The following is a 14927-nucleotide window of genomic DNA, read 5'->3' on the forward strand; positions in this document are numbered from 1 at the left end:
ATGTAGGCCAACGAGAATAAGCGGCCCCGAAAAGTGGGCCCCTGGTGGTATCTGGCCACCTGAACACTATTACATTCAGGATGATATGAGCAATCGGTATGGAGTATGGGTATGAGCAGTAATGAGTTGGATAAACGCTATGGCCTGATGACTGCCATTGCGATGGTGGTCGGCGTGGTGATCGGCTCCGGAGTCTTCTTCAAGGCCGATGATGTACTGCGTCTGACTGGCGGTAATCTGGCCATTGCGCTGCTGGCATGGGCGCTGGGAGCATTTTCGATGATCTTCGGCGCGCTGGTGTTTGCCGAGTTTGCCCAGCGGATCGAAAAGTCCAACGGTATCGTCGATTATGCCGAAGCGGCATACGGCAAAATGTTTGGTTATCTGGTGGGGTGGTTCAAAGGCGTACTCTATTACGCCCCTCTTTCCGCCATCCTTGCCTGGGTCGCCGCTCTGTACACCATGATCTTGCTCGGTAGTGATAATCCGACCAACTCTGGTGCGACCTGGATACTGGCGGCTGTCTATATGACGGTCACCTATCTGATCAACTTCTACACCCCGGTCCTGGCGGGCAAGCTGCAAGTGGGTTCTACCCTGATCAAGTTGATCCCGCTGATCCTGGTTGCCATTGTGGGCACCATTTCAGGCTTGCTCAATGGTGTCACCGTGACCAACTTTGTGCAGGCAATGGATGGGATAGGAAGCACCGGAGGCACTCTGGCCACGGCCGTGGTTGCCACCGCCTTCGCTTATGAGGGGTGGATCGCCGCCGTGACCATCAACAGCGAAATTCGCGATTCCAAGAAGAATCTGCCCAGAGCACTGGTGATTGGCACCCTGATAGTCTTTGTGGTCTATGTCACCTATTTTCTGGGGATCGCCAGCGTCTTGCCGACGGACGAGATAGTGGCGCAAGGGGATAACGCGGTAAATCTCGCGACAACCAGCCTGTTTGGCGGGACTGCCTCGACCATTTTGACCGTGTTCGTGATTATCTCCTGCCTCGGAACCCTCAATGGTCTGGTGTTGGCGACCATGCGTATTCCCTACTCGCTGGCGATCCGCAATCAGGGTCCTGCCCCCAAGTGGATGAGCCGTATCGAACCGCATCACCACATGCCCATCAACTCGGCCCTCGCGGCAGCACTGTTGTCGGTGATCTACTCAGTGTTGTGGTACTGCAGCATCAACGAGACATTCGGTCGTTACATCGCTCTGGACGAGATGCCGATCGTGCTGATTTATGGCCTCTATCTGTTCCTCTATGTCTGGTACATGCGCACCTTTACCGAGTTGGGCTGGATAAAGCGGTTTGTGATCCCGACCTGCGCCACCCTGGGTGCGCTCATCATTCTGTATGGCGGTATCACCAATCCCAGTCTGGGACTTTATCTGCTGGTCTCTGTGGGGGTGATTCTGCTCGGGTTGCTCTTCTACCGTAAGGAGTAACCGGGTAAGTAAGTTGAAAAAAAAAGCGCCGAATGGCGCTTTTTTCATGTGTAAACCACAGCATGTCGACAACTAACTGCCCAGCAACCCGAGGCGGCCCAGTTCATCCTTGAGCTGATCGAGGTTGCGCTCGACGCAGGCTTCCCCCTCGTTGATGGCATCGCTGGCGCGATGAAAATCCATGATGGAGAAGCTGCCAAGGCGCGGGCAGAGCTGGATCTCCGGCGGGTCACCGGCCATCCGGGCGCGGGTGATCCGCTCCTGCATGATGTTGATGGAGCCACTCATCACGCTCCACAGACCCGGGGTGGCTGGCGCGGATTCACCGCGATTGAGCCACTGGCTGAGCAGGCCGCCGCTGCCGGGTTGATCCGGCTCGTCGGTCCAGGGTTGGTGCATATCGGTGTTGAGGTTGACCGCAATTACCACCTCGGCCCCCATGGCGCGGGCCAGCGAGATGGGCACCGGATTGACCACGGCGCCATCGACCAGCCAGCGGTCGTTGATCCGCGTCGGGGTGAGGATCCCCGGCATGCCGCAGGAGGCGCGCACCGACTGGCGCAGCGGGCCCTGTTGTAGCCAGATCTCGCGGCCGGTATCGAGCTCGGTGGCGATGCAGGCGAAGGGGATGGGCAGATTCTCGAGATCGGGATCCCCCAGATGGCTGGCGGCAAGGCCAAATACCTTTTCGCCGCGAAACAGACCGCCGGAGAGGGCCGGGTCGAGCAGGCTGACCACCTGCAGGCGGGTAAAGCCGCGCACCCAGGTTTCCAGCCGATCCAGTTCACCGGCGGCATAGGCGGCACCGACAAAGCTGCCGATGGAGCAGCCAGCGATCAAATCCGGTTTGATGCCGAGACGTTCAAGGGCGCGGATGACGCCGATATGGGCCCATCCTCTGGCGGCGCCGCTCCCGAGAGCGAGCCCTACGCGGGGTTTACGTGGCACGACAGTCCTCCAAAAAAGGGGTTGAGGGGTCAGCTTACTCCGAGAGTCAGGAGGCGTCACCCTGCCATCTTTCGCTGCGGTTGCGACCGTTGGCCTTGGCCTGATAGAGCGCCACATCGGCGCGGCGCACCGCTTCGTGCAGGGGAAGGTTCTCCTGGTGGGGCAGATAGCCGAGGCTGATGGTGACCTCCAGCCCAGGCTCGATGGCGGCCCAGTCGTGATCTGCCACCGCTTTTCTCAGCCGCTCCGCCAGTTCGCCGATCTGTGCGGCGTTACTGCGGCCAATCAGCAGCAGAAACTCTTCGCCCCCCCAGCGGATCAGGCGATCAGTGGGCCTAATCTGCTGCTGGCAGAGCTGCACCAGCCGGATCAGCACGATATCGCCGACGGCATGGCCGAAGTTGTCATTGACCCGTTTGAAGTGATCCGCATCGAACATCAGGATCCCCGCTTGCAACCGGGCCAGATCGCCCGCCTGCTCCAGCAGCACCAGGTAGTGGCGGTTGAAGGCACCGGTGAGGGCATCGTGGCAGGAGAGGTAATTGAGCCGCTGGTTGAGACGATGGGATCTCAGGTTGGAGAGGGCGGCCAGCAGCATAAAGAGGATGGCGAGCAGGGTCGGCGTGGACTGGCAGAGCATGGCCCACACCAGCGGCAGCAGGGTGACGTTGTGCACCAGTCGCAACGGAGTATCGGGGATTGCCATGGTCAGCTGCAATGCCCCTTGCCGCCACTGGTATTCGTCGGTCGGCTCGGGGTCTTGCGGCACCACGGGCTGGTGTGCACTGCTGGCCAGCACCTGATGGTACTGATTGAGCAGCAGATACTCACCCAGCGCCGGTGCCAGTTGATTGAGCTGCGATTGCAAGCGTGAAAGCAGGATGTCCATGCTGATCATCCCTACCAGCGAGCCGTCCTTGTAGAGAGGCTGGGACATGGTGACCATGGTGCCCAGTCCGGCAAAATCTTCGTAGGGACGGGAGAGAATGGTGTCCCGGCTGGGGTTGGGTGACATCAGTGCATCCTGCCAGTAGTGCTTGTCATAGATGCTGCGGGCAAAGCGAAACTGGCTGGAGGGGATCCAGGGATAGAGGTAGATAAAGTTGTCCACGCCAGTGAAGTAGGCCCAGGCGATCTCGCTGCCTAGGCGCTGGCTTGCGGTGGACAACAAGGGGGAGAGGCTCAGGGCCAAATGAAGTTGCGCCTCCCGCGCACTGCCGGGGGGCGGCAGCGGGCCGTCACCGGTGAGGTTGCCCGCCAGTCCGGCCGGTAAATCGCCGGGGAGCTTGTCGAGGGCCAGCCCCTCTGGCAGCGCCTCGATATGGCGATAGAGCTGGCGGGTGAGCACCGACTGGGGGTCGCTGCGCAGTCGCTCTTCGGCCTGACCGCGCATCGCCTCCAGAAATACTTCGGTCTGTTTGAACCGATCCCGCAGGTAGATGGCGCTGTTGAGGGTATCGCTCTGGTAGAGGCGTTCTATCTGTTTCAGGCTTTGCCGCAAGGTCAGACCAATCAGCAGGATGACCACGGCGAACAGGAGCCAGGTCAGGCGTGTGAGAAAGCGGTGGTCAGACATTTTGGGCATAGGCAGTCAGTCGGGTTGCGAAGGAAATTGTCGTTAGTGTATGCGATGTGGCGTGAAAACAAACGGCGCGACCTGAAACAGAGTGAGCTTATCCCGCTCTTGTTACGTTTTGTCACATTTATACATAGTCACGGCATAGTCTGGGGCTAAAATGGCCCCAATCTGGATTTACCCTCTCACTCTTCATGGACTGTTCGATGAAAATGCGTATCTGGCTCGGCTTGGGCCTTCTTCTAATCGTGGTTGCCGGCGTCTGGGCGCTGCGTCACAGCGAACCCGCCGCCAAAGCACCGACCAGACAGGTCAATATCCGCACTCAAACCGTCAAACAGAGTCTGGCCGAGCCGACTCTCAAGCTGGTGGGCAAGCTGGCAGCCAATCGCTCCGTCATCATCAGCCCCGAAGTGACCGGTCGCATCGTCAAGATTGCGGTGCAATCTGGTCAGAGCGTGGCGAAGGGGGAGACCCTGATCGCGCTCGATGCGGGCAAGCAGCAGGCTGAGCTGGCCGAGCAGAGCGCCAGTCTGCGCGACGAGAACCGCAAGCTGAGTGATATGCGCAAGCTGGTGGCCCGTGGCGCCGTGACCCAATCCGAGCTGGAGGGGCAGGAGGCCACCGTGGCCCAGGTGCAGGCACGCCTCGATGCCGCCCGTTACGAGCTCTCCCTGCGTACCTTGCAGGCGCCCTTTGCCGGTACCGTGAGCCTGATTGACTTGAGCGAAGGGGCGCTGGTCAACAGCGGCGATACCCTGCTGCATCTCGATGAACTCGACAAACTGCGCCTCGATCTGGCGGTGCCGGAGCGTTACCTCTCCCTGCTGCGACCGGGCATGGCGGTCACCGCCACCAGCACTGCTTGGCCGGATCAGCAATTCAACGGCACCCTGACCACTCTCGATAGCCGCATTTCAAACGATACCCAGAACATCAAGGCGCGGGTGATGATCCCTAATGGCAACGGCCAGTTGCGTCCGGGCATGCTGCTCAATGTGGAGCTGGCACTACCGGCCCAGCAGCTCACCCTGATCCCCGCCCAGTCGGTGGAGTACGCCGGTGAGCAGCGCTTTGTTTACCGTCTCGAGGCCGATGGCCGGGTCAAGCGGGTGCCTGTGGTGCTTGGCGAGACCGAAGGGGAGACCGTCTGGGTCACCGAGGGGCTCAAGGTCGGCGATCGCATCGTGGTCGAGGGGCTGGTCAATCTGCGTGATGGCGTGCTGGTGCGTGATCTGGCCGAGGTGAATGGCTGATGTGGCTCTCCGATATCTCAGTTCGCCGCCCGCTGGTGGCGGTGGTGCTCAGCGCCCTGTTGACCGTGTTTGGTCTGGTCGCCTTCAGCAAGTTGACGGTGCGGGAGATGCCCGATGTGCAGATCCCCTCGGTCTCCATCACCACCACCTATGAGGGGGCCGCCCCCTCGGTGATGGAGAGTCAGGTCACCAAGCCCATCGAGGATCAGCTCTCCGGCATCAGCGGCATCAAGAACATCAACTCCATGACCCGCAAGGGACGCTCGATGATCACCGTCGAGTTCAAGCTCGGCTGGAACATGGTGGAGGGGATCTCCGATGTGCGCGATGCCCTCTCCCGCGCGCGGCCCCGGCTGCCTGATGATGTGGACGAGCCGTTGGTGACCAAGGATAGTGGCAACGGCGATGTGGCGATCTGGCTCAACTTCAGCAGCAGCCAGATGGATCGAACCGCCATGACCGACTACGCCAACCGGGTGCTGGTTGACCCCCTGAGTCTGGTGGACGGCGTGAGCGAAGTGGCGCTCTCCGGCGATCTCACCCAGGTGATGTATGTGCGGCTGCGGCCTGCGGATATGGCGGCCCGTGGCATCACGGTGAGCGATGTGGAAGAGGCCCTCAAGCGGGAGAATATCGAGCTGCCGGGGGGCGAGATCCGCAACAACTCCATGACCATGGCGGTGCAGATCGCCCGTCTCTATCACACTGCGGAAGATTTCCAGCAGCTGCAAGTCACCACCGCCGCCAACGGCCAGAGCGTCTATCTGGCCGATATCGCCGACGTGGAGGTGGGAGCCAAGAACGAAGACAGCGCCTATCAGCGCAACGGCAAAGAGAGCCTGGGTATCGGCATCGTCGCCCAGTCCACCGCCAACCCGCTGGCAGTGGCGCAGGGGATCGAGAAGAAACTCGGCGAGATGCAGCGCTTCCTGCCGGAGGGGGCCAAGCTCGAGGTGGATTACGACTCCACCATCTTTATCAAGCAGGCCATCGACGAGGTGTACGAGACCCTGGCCATCTGCGCCGTGCTGGTGGTGGCGGTGCTCTATCTGTTCCTCGGGCAGGGGCGCACCACCCTGATCCCGGCCATTACGGTGCCGGTATCGCTCATCTCTGCCTTTATCGGCGCCTGGTATTTCGGCTTTTCCATCAACCTCATCACCTTGCTGGCCCTTATTCTCGCCATCGGCTTGGTGGTGGATGATGCCATCGTGGTGGTGGAGAACATCCACCACCATCTGCAGCGGGGGGAACCGCCGCTGCTGGCCGCCTGGCACGGCACTCGCGAGGTGGGCTTTGCGGTCATCGCCACCACCGCCGTGCTGGTGATGGTGTTTGTCCCCATCGCCTTTATGGATGGCATGGTGGGGCGGCTCTTTACCGAGTTTGCGATATTGCTTTCGCTTGCGGTGCTCTGCTCCTCGCTGGTGGCGCTGACCCTGACTCCGGCCATGGGCTCCTGGCTGATGCGCCCGCTGGATAAACCGAACCGGCTCACCGCCGGGCTCGATCGCGGGCTCGGCTGGCTGGAGGGGCACTATCGCCACCTGCTGGCGTGGGTGCTGCGTCGCTCCCGCTGGACGCCGCTGGTGCTGCTGCTCTGTCTGGGCGGTATCGGTGCCCTCTTTACCCAGCTGCCGACCAGCCTTACCCCGACCGAGGATCGCGGCGTCATCTATGTCTTCGTCAAGGGGGCAGAGGGGACCAGCATCGAGCGGATGAAGCGCAACATGCAGCAGGTGGAGTCCGCCATCATGCCGATGCTGGGCAAAGGGGTGGTGCAGGCGCTGAGCTTCAGTACCCCCGCCTTTGGCCGTGGCGGCGATCAGACCGGTATGGTGATCATCCAGCTCACCGACTGGGCCGAGCGCGACGTCACCGCCACCGAGTTCTCCCGCTCGCTGGGTGCCAAGCTCTCCGGCATTCCCGATGTGATGATCCGCACCTTCCAGCCCGGTTTTCGCGGCGGCTCAACCGCGCCGGTGCAGTTCGTGCTGCAGGGCAACGACTATGCCGAGCTCTACCAGCAAGGGTTGGCGCTGCAACAGGCGGCGCAGGGCAGCGGCCTGATGCTGAGCCCGGATCTCGACTACGCCGAGAAGACCCCCGAGCTGCAGGTGACCATCAATCGTGACAGCGCCAGCCAGCTTGGTATTCCGGTCTCCACTGTGGCCAACAGCTTGCAGACCTTGCTGGGCGGGGCGAGCAAGACCACCTATGTGGACAGGGGCGAGGAGTATGACGTCTACCTGCGCGGCAACCAGACCGAGTTCAACGGCATCTCGGATCTCGGCCGCATCTATCTGAAGGCGGCCAACGGCGAGATGGTCAGTCTCTCGACTCTGGCCACCGTCAAGCAGGTGGCGACCGCCAACCGCCTCAACCACTACCAGCGGCAAAAAGCGATTACCCTGACCGCCGATGTGCACCCCGACCACACCCTGGGTGAGGCCCTCGATTTCCTCGATGGCTGGGCCAACGCCAACCTGCCCACCGGCATGACGGTGGATTACGCCGGTGATTCCAAGGATTACCGCGACAATCAGGGGGAGATGGTGCTGGTCTTTGGCCTCGCCCTGCTGGTGGTCTATCTGGTGCTGGTGGCCCAGTTCGAGAGCACCCTGACCCCGGCGGTGGTGATGGTGACGGTGCCACTCGGCATCTTCGGCGGCCTGCTTGGCCTCTGGCTGACGGGGCAGGAGATGAGCATCTACAGCCAGATCGGCATGATCATGCTGATCGGCATGGTGACCAAGAACGGCATCCTCATCGTCGAGTTCATTAACCAGCTGCGCCAGCGCGGGGAAGGGTTCGAGGAGGCGATCATCGCAGGCTCGGTGCGCCGTCTGCGCCCCATCCTGATGACTTCGCTCACCGCCATTATCGGCGCTGTGCCGCTGATGCTCTCCATGGGGGCAGGCTACGAGAGCCGGATGGCGGTGGGGACTGTGGTCTTCTTCGGACTGTCGCTGGCGACCCTGGTCACCCTGCTGGTGGTGCCCGCCATCTACCATCTGATCGCCCGTCACGCCGGCATGACAGGGGCGCGGGATCAACAGGTAGACGAAGCGCTGGCCGCCAAGGGGGCAGGGGAGTCGCAGCCTCCGGCGCTCTGACCTCAATCCTGACGGAGGCCAGTAAATCAGCCTCATCATCACAAGGGCGCCTGCGGGCGCCCTTGCTATTGCGGGCGGCGGCCTATTCCGTGGGATCTATAGGGACAAAAAGCCATCGCCCCCCTTGGCTGCAACCGGTATAATGCGCGACCCGAATTTTTCCAGGTGTTCAAAATGCAGCCGGTACCCAACCTTTTCTCCTATCCCCGCTATTGGGCCGAGTGCTACGGCACGGCGCCCTTCCTGCCCATGTCCCGCAAAGAGATGGACAAGCTCGGTTGGGACAGCTGCGATGTCATTCTGGTGACGGGGGATGCCTATGTGGATCACCCGAGCTTCGGCATGGCGGTGATCGGCCGCATGCTGGAGGCGCAGGGCTTTCGGGTCGGCATCATCGCCCAGCCGGACTGGTCATCGAAGGATGACTTTATGCGTCTGGGCAAACCGAACCTCTTCTTCGGGGTGACAGCGGGCAACATGGACTCCATGATCAACCGCTACACCTCCGATAAAAAGCTGCGCCACGACGACGCCTACACCCCGGGGGATGTGGGCGGCAAGCGGCCGGATCGCGCGACTCTGGTCTATACCCAGCGCTGCAAGGAGGCCTTCAAAGAGGTGCCGGTGGTTATCGGCGGCATCGAGGCATCCCTGCGCCGCATCGCCCACTACGACTACTGGTCCGAGACCATCCGCCGCTCCATCCTGCTCGATGCCAAGGCCGATATCCTCATCTACGGCAACGCCGAGCGGCCGCTGGTGGAAGTGGCCCACCGCATCGCCGCGGGGGAGAGCATCGACACCATGCAGGATATTCGCGGCACCGCCGTCATCCGCAAGGAGCCGTTGCCGGGCTGGAAAGGGGTGGATTCGAGCAAGCTCGACCAGATTGGCCGCATCGATCCCATCATGAACCCCTATATGGAAGGGGCACCCTGCTCGGACGACGCCACCGACGCGGCCCCTGCCGCGCAGGAGGCCCAACCTGTGCTGGTGCAGCCGGCCAAACCCAAGCCGTGGGAAAAAACCTATGTGAAGCTGCCGGCGTTCGAGCGGGTGAAAGAGGACAAGGTGCTCTACGCCCACGCCTCGCGCATTCTGCACCACGAGACCAACCCCGGCTGTGCCCGCGCCCTGTCGCAGGCTCACGGCGATCGCATCGTCTGGGTCAATCCGCCCGCCTTCCCGCTGGAAACCGAGGAGATGGACGGCGTATTCGGCCTGCCCTACCAGCGGGTGCCGCACCCGGCCTATGGCAACGAGAAGATCCCCGCCTTCGAGATGATCAAGACCTCGGTCAACATCATGCGCGGCTGCTTTGGCGGCTGCTCCTTCTGCTCCATCACCGAGCACGAAGGGCGCATCATCCAGAGCCGCTCGGAAGAGTCGATCCTCAAGGAAATCGAAGATATCCGCGACAAGGTGCCGGGCTTTACCGGCGTCATCTCGGATCTCGGCGGCCCCACCGCCAACATGTACAAACTGCGCTGCAAGAGCCCCAAGGCCGAGCAGACCTGCCGTCGCGCCTCCTGTGTCTGGCCCACCATCTGCCCGCACATGGACACCGACCACAGCCCGACCATCAACCTCTATCGCAAGGCGCGCGACCTCAAGGGGATCAAGAAAATCCTCATCGCCTCCGGCGTGCGTTACGACATCGCGGTGGAAGATCCCCGCTATATCAAGGAGCTGGCCAAGTACCACGTTGGCGGCTACCTCAAGATCGCGCCGGAACACACCGAGGAGGGGCCGCTCTCCAAGATGATGAAGCCGGGCATGGGCAGCTACTACCAGTTCAAGGAGCTGTTCGACAAATATTCCAAAGAGGCGGGCAAGCAGCAGTATCTGATCCCCTACTTTATCTCCGCCCACCCGGGCACCACCGATGAAGACATGATCAATCTGGCGCTCTGGGTCAAAGAGAACCGCTTCAAGCTCGATCAGGTGCAGAACTTCTACCCGTCGCCGCTCGCCAACGCCACCACCATGTATTACACGGAGAAAAACCCGTTAAACAAGGTGAGCCGCACCGGTGGCGATGTGTTTGTCGCCAAGGGCGAGCGCCGTCGCCGCCTGCACAAGGCGCTGCTGCGCTACCACGATCCGGCTGGCTGGCCGATGATCCGCGAAGCCCTGCTCGCCATGGGCAAGGGCCACCTGATTGGCAACGGCCCCGGCTGTCTGGTGCCGCCGGAAGGTCGCAACGAGCGCGCCGCCAGCGGCAAGGGCATGAAACCGGCCCTGACTCGCCACAGTAACATTGCCCATCAACGCGGCAACGGCGCAGGCAACAAGCCGACGGGTGGCAAGCCGGTGGGCTCCCAGTTGCAGAAAGGGGCGGCTAATGGCAAACCGGCCGAAGGCAAGAGTGCGGGTAAAAGCAAACCTGCCGGCAAACCCGCCCATAAGGGCAAAGCGCCGACCCGCGCAGGCTCTGCCAAGCCCGCAAATCAGGGCGGCAAGCCAGCTGCCAAAGGGAATGGTGCCAAGCGACCGGCGCGGTGATATTTCCTGATTGGAATACGATAAAAATAAAAAGGCGACCGGATGGTCGCCTTTTTATTTAACATTATTTTTTTTCAATTTTGGTGCGATAGTGAATAATAGCCTCTTCCATTCTGGTTAATAATGGCTCAAAACCGGAAAAAGGTATGCTATGCTTTTTGGCTGATACGACTTTTGTCGCAAAAGTATTTTTACCATAGGAGTTTTTAGTATCAGCTTCTTGTTGAGGTGAGAATTTTCGTCCATCAACTTCAATATTTAGTGTTTCAGGTAAAAAGAGATTTTCCATGAAGCTATCTCGACCATCAATAAGTGGCGTAAACACTATATATAAATTTTTCTCAACATGAACAAAAGAAGATTCTTTTATTATTTTATTCGACTCGGCTTTATCTTTTTTTAGTTCAGGGTAGAGAGGTTTATGATTTACAAGATATGAAATTAACTCTGTTGAACCAGAGTCGTTATCCGCAACAATAATTACCGGTTGCGTTGCTGCTGGAGCTCGATAGTAAGAATAATCAGAACGGTATCTTTCTACAAAACGCTTTAGATAACTTGCTCCACCATATAAATCAAGAAGATATCTAGTTCTTTTATTGTATTCTAAAAAGTTAACTAGGAGTTCATATTCTTTTTCATCAGTTTTTGCATTGGATAACAATTCAAATTTTTCAGATAAACGTAGTATGGCAGCTTTGATATAAATGTTATCGGTTTTTCCTTCACATAGTACCGTTGGTTTGTTATGGCCGAAGAAATACTTGTAAAATAAAAATCGACTGAAGGTTTTTTCTCTTACATTAAGTTTTTCTCTGTAATTAAGTCCGTGATTTCTCAGTGAGAAACGGTTATCAATAGGACCTTTTTCCTTTACATTATTATATTTATCTATGTAATCAATGAAATTTAATCGGCCATCTAGTTCATAAAGAGTACCTGCAACCGCTTGTCCATTCTGTTCGCATTTTATGTATGAACCAGTTTGGAACAAGCTATGACACATAGCTCTAGTGATTCTCCAGTAGTCACTTTTTATATTAACTTTTTTGTTTACAACCAAGCCAGTTACATCTTGTCTTGAATCCATTAACTGAACTCTGGTTTTCTTCTCATTTATTGTGAATCCGTTATCAGTTATTTCTTTTGAAAGCCTTCTGCCGAGATGAACTTTGTTTTTATCTGCTATTGCAATATCTTTTGGAAATACATTTTCACGTGTCGAAAAGGTTATGTCATCTGCATATCTGGTATATGTACAGCTATTTTTCTTAGCAAGCTTAGCAAGTCGAATATCGACACTATGCATTATTAAATTGGTTATTACTGGAGAGCATGGACTTCCTTGAGGTAAAAAGTTTTTATAGCATGCTATTTGTGCAATAACCGTTGCAATATGTTCATGAAGCTCAAAGTGCTGGTTTTTTATGAAAAAACCTCTCACTCGACCGAAGTTAAATGATCCAAAGAAATCGTTTAAATCTATATTTAAAACATTTTTCTTATGAATGTGGTTTTTTGCGTTTGTTATTATTGATCGATTTCTAACAAAACCATGAGATAGTTTTGGTGTTATTTTCCTTTCTTTATTTATTTCATCTATACAGTCAAGTAGTAAAACAGAAAGCCTAGATTGCAAATCTTTTAACTCTTTGTTTGGTGCGTAAATTGTCCTAGGGTCACCATTTCGTTTAGGTATTTCAAAAGATTTATATTTCAGTTCATCGCTGGTCAAATAGAGAGTTTTGGTAAGGAAGGAGGGATTTACATCTAGTACTTTTGCAAGCATTCTCTTAGTGGTTGCTTGCTTTAATAAGGCCAGTCTGGACATTTTTTTTATGTTAAAGTGAAGGCTTATGGGCACTCTTATGCACTTATATTCGGAATCGACACTGCGTCAATCCGCCATATGGCGAGTCCTGTGGGACATTTTTTTCACTGATTGCGAAACACAATCCAAAATCTGCCCATAAGCCGAGGTGGACAATATCGCCATGTAATTTGAAAGTCAATAACAAATTGTTTTTACTCACAAAAACTGGCCGTTAGATGATGTCGAAAAAGTTATTTATACTTCCTTCTTAAATAAATTTTTGTGCATGCAGTTTGTTAAAACATATAAAATACACGCTACCGCCCGTGGATTACAGCTTCCAATATGCTCCCTTGACCAGCGATGGCAGCAACCCATCGCAGTTCAACAGGTTCTGGATGGCTATGGTAAGCCAAACGAAACTGCCGAGGCGAGCCTTTAAGTGACATAACCATCAGAAATTAATCGTTTTTTGCGCTTGATCAGCAAATGGAACCGGAAGGCGGCTTTATCGCCATATCCCGTTTTGGCAAGCAGGGAAGGGGAGTGAATAGGGGCGACCTGCTGGTCGCCCCTTGTTATGGCCATATCCGGCGCGCGAAGGGTTAGCCGTTATAGCCGTAGCAGCGTTTGAGCTCCTCGAAGTCGTAGTAGTGGCTGCCGCTTTGGTAGGGCTGGCAGCCCGTTTTAAAGGCGATCTCCTTTTCGTTGTAGAGCATCTTGACCAGCACCTGCCGCTGCCCGTTCTGGTAGATATCCCACTGAATATTGGCGGTATAGGGGGAGACCCAGCCGCCGCGCCATTCGTTGTTCTGCTGGCTGAACAGCTGATCCGGGCTGGCCCCTTGACGGCTCCCTTCCAGCTTCATCAGGGCGGCGAGGGGGATAATGGCTTCGGCGTGGGCAAAGCGCAGGGTGGCCCGTCGGCTCTGCTCACCCTCCACTACCTGACGTTGCACCTCGCCAAACAGGCCGTCGAGCAGCGGCTGGGCAATGGCGTAGGGGGCGCTCTGGTTGGCAAAGCTCGGCCCCTTCTCGTAGAAATCTTCCGCATCGGAGAGGTAGGAGAACCAGGCAGACTCCTCCGGGGTCAGGAACTGCTCCAGCGCCCAGGGTTCGCTGCCCTGTGCCTGCGCTTCGCGGATCATGCCGGGGCCGATGATAAAGAGGTTGTAGAGCATCAGGGCCGCATCCACTTCGTCGCGCACATAGGTCATGCCGCCATCCTCCGGGTTGACGGCGACAAACTCGACGCCGCCCGCCAGATAGTCGACAAAGCCCTTGCTGTAGATACGCTCCAGCATGCTGCGGGCCATCTCTTTGGTCTTGCTCAGGTTTTTAAGTTGATCCAGCGCCCTGGCCAGCTCGGGGGCCGGGGCGATCCCGGCATCTTCGTCACCGATAAAGCGCTGATAACTCTCATAGGCGGGCAGGTAGCGGGCGTAATCCCCCTCGGGCGTGGTCTTGTGGAAGTAGAGCTCGAACTTGTTGACCAGTTTTTTGTCGATCTTCGAGGGGTCATCCTGCGTGAGGTAGCACTGCGCCGAGTCGCTGATATAGCTCACGTTGCGCTTGAGACTCTCCATAAAGTAAAAGGCGCTTTCGTTGGCCCTGTCCTTGCCCGAGGTGACCACCTTGATGCAGTGGGACTCGCTGCTGTTGAGCAGGGTCGGCAGCCGCGCCGCCAGCCGGGTGGCGAGATTGGCATGCTCCTCCTTGCCCAGCGCTGAGAGCAGGCCATAACCCAGTTTCTGGTTGGCGGCCGTCACCAGATCGACCTTGCCTCCCAGCCCCTGCCCGAGGGTAGTGAGCGCCCCTTGGCGCTGTGCCTCTTCCCATACCAGCTTGGTCAGCACGTCATATTTCGGGCTGGAGAGGGAGCGCGAGCCGTGGCGCGCCACCATCTCGGTAAAGACCGGGCTGAACCCCTGAGGCGCTGGCTCGTAGCTCTCCGCCTGCTGCTGCGGGCTGTAGACCGCTTTGGTGCTGTATTGGTAGGCGGTTTTGCCCTGGCTGTCGGCAGACGATTCATTCTCTGACTGGCAGCCGCCAAGCAAGACCAGCGAGACGGCCAAAGCCACATAAGAAGAGCGCGGGAAAGTCATGATGTTCCTTATCTATCCATATGAAAAATAAGTGAAAAACTCTATGACTTGAAAATGACCGCGGGATGTCAGCCAGATGACAGGCTGATGACTTCTGATAAAGCAGTAAGCAAGGGGAGGGGCAGGAGATGGCTATAGGGAAGGCAATAGAGGCTC

At 57.3% G+C, this 14927-nt stretch carries 8 protein-coding genes; 4 read left to right on the top strand and 4 right to left on the bottom strand.

What is annotated here, in order from left to right:
- The first annotated feature begins 111 nt into the window (after nucleotides 1-111).
- Nucleotides 112-1452, top strand: coding sequence for an APC family permease (locus I6L46_RS02050; protein ID WP_005338365.1), 1341 nt, complete (start codon nucleotides 112-114; stop codon nucleotides 1450-1452).
- Between the two features lie 72 nt (nucleotides 1453-1524).
- Here I6L46_RS02050 and I6L46_RS02055 read toward each other — a convergent pair whose 3' ends face one another.
- The gene (locus I6L46_RS02055; RefSeq protein ID WP_005338362.1) at nucleotides 1525-2400 is read right to left on the bottom strand and encodes a patatin-like phospholipase family protein; all 876 of its coding nucleotides are present in this window, start codon (nucleotides 2398-2400) and stop codon (nucleotides 1525-1527) included.
- Between the two features lie 46 nt (nucleotides 2401-2446).
- Nucleotides 2447-3985 carry a sensor domain-containing diguanylate cyclase gene (locus tag I6L46_RS02060; RefSeq protein WP_216977252.1) on the bottom strand — a complete coding sequence of 513 codons (1539 nt, stop codon included), beginning with the start codon at nucleotides 3983-3985 and terminating at the stop codon, nucleotides 2447-2449.
- Between the two features lie 197 nt (nucleotides 3986-4182).
- On the opposite strand from I6L46_RS02060, the gene I6L46_RS02065 reads away from it, so the two are divergent.
- From I6L46_RS02065 to I6L46_RS02075, 3 genes are all read left to right on the top strand, one after another.
- Nucleotides 4183-5232, top strand: a complete 1050-nt coding sequence (locus tag I6L46_RS02065; protein WP_069554558.1) for an efflux RND transporter periplasmic adaptor subunit — start codon at nucleotides 4183-4185, stop codon at nucleotides 5230-5232.
- On the top strand, nucleotides 5232-8348 hold the full coding sequence (locus tag I6L46_RS02070; protein ID WP_216977253.1) for an efflux RND transporter permease subunit: 3117 nt from the start codon (nucleotides 5232-5234) through the stop codon (nucleotides 8346-8348). The genes I6L46_RS02065 and I6L46_RS02070 overlap by 1 nt, the downstream gene beginning before the upstream one ends.
- Before the next feature lie 174 nt (nucleotides 8349-8522).
- Nucleotides 8523-10853, top strand: a complete 2331-nt coding sequence (locus tag I6L46_RS02075; RefSeq protein WP_216977254.1) for a YgiQ family radical SAM protein — start codon at nucleotides 8523-8525, stop codon at nucleotides 10851-10853.
- A 64-nt stretch (nucleotides 10854-10917) separates the two neighbouring features.
- Here I6L46_RS02075 and I6L46_RS02080 read toward each other — a convergent pair whose 3' ends face one another.
- Together I6L46_RS02080 and I6L46_RS02085 are read right to left on the bottom strand one after the other, a co-directional pair.
- Nucleotides 10918-12684: a retron Ec67 family RNA-directed DNA polymerase/endonuclease gene (locus I6L46_RS02080; protein WP_216977255.1), complete on the bottom strand. Its 1767-nt coding sequence runs from the start codon at nucleotides 12682-12684 to the stop codon at nucleotides 10918-10920.
- Nucleotides 12685-13271: 587 nt separating this feature from the next.
- Nucleotides 13272-14771, bottom strand: coding sequence for a histidine-type phosphatase (locus I6L46_RS02085; protein ID WP_216977256.1), 1500 nt, complete (start codon nucleotides 14769-14771; stop codon nucleotides 13272-13274).
- Between the last annotated feature and the right edge of the window lie 156 nt (nucleotides 14772-14927).

The organism is Aeromonas sp. FDAARGOS 1416, from assembly GCF_019048085.1.
Lineage (GTDB): Bacteria > Pseudomonadota > Gammaproteobacteria > Enterobacterales > Aeromonadaceae > Aeromonas > Aeromonas veronii.

What these genes read in the sequence shown, in the direction of transcription:
- I6L46_RS02080 (WP_216977255.1), bottom strand. Translation starts at nt 12,684, where the DNA reads ATGTCCAGACTGGCCTTATTAAAGCAAGCAACCACTAAGAGAATGCTT.
- I6L46_RS02070 (WP_216977253.1), top strand. Translation starts at nt 5,232, where the DNA reads ATGTGGCTCTCCGATATCTCAGTTCGCCGCCCGCTGGTGGCGGTGGTG.
- I6L46_RS02075 (WP_216977254.1), top strand. Translation starts at nt 8,523, where the DNA reads ATGCAGCCGGTACCCAACCTTTTCTCCTATCCCCGCTATTGGGCCGAG.
- I6L46_RS02085 (WP_216977256.1), bottom strand. Translation starts at nt 14,771, where the DNA reads ATGACTTTCCCGCGCTCTTCTTATGTGGCTTTGGCCGTCTCGCTGGTC.
- I6L46_RS02050 (WP_005338365.1), top strand. Translation starts at nt 112, where the DNA reads ATGAGCAGTAATGAGTTGGATAAACGCTATGGCCTGATGACTGCCATT.
- I6L46_RS02065 (WP_069554558.1), top strand. Translation starts at nt 4,183, where the DNA reads ATGAAAATGCGTATCTGGCTCGGCTTGGGCCTTCTTCTAATCGTGGTT.
- I6L46_RS02060 (WP_216977252.1), bottom strand. Translation starts at nt 3,985, where the DNA reads ATGCCCAAAATGTCTGACCACCGCTTTCTCACACGCCTGACCTGGCTC.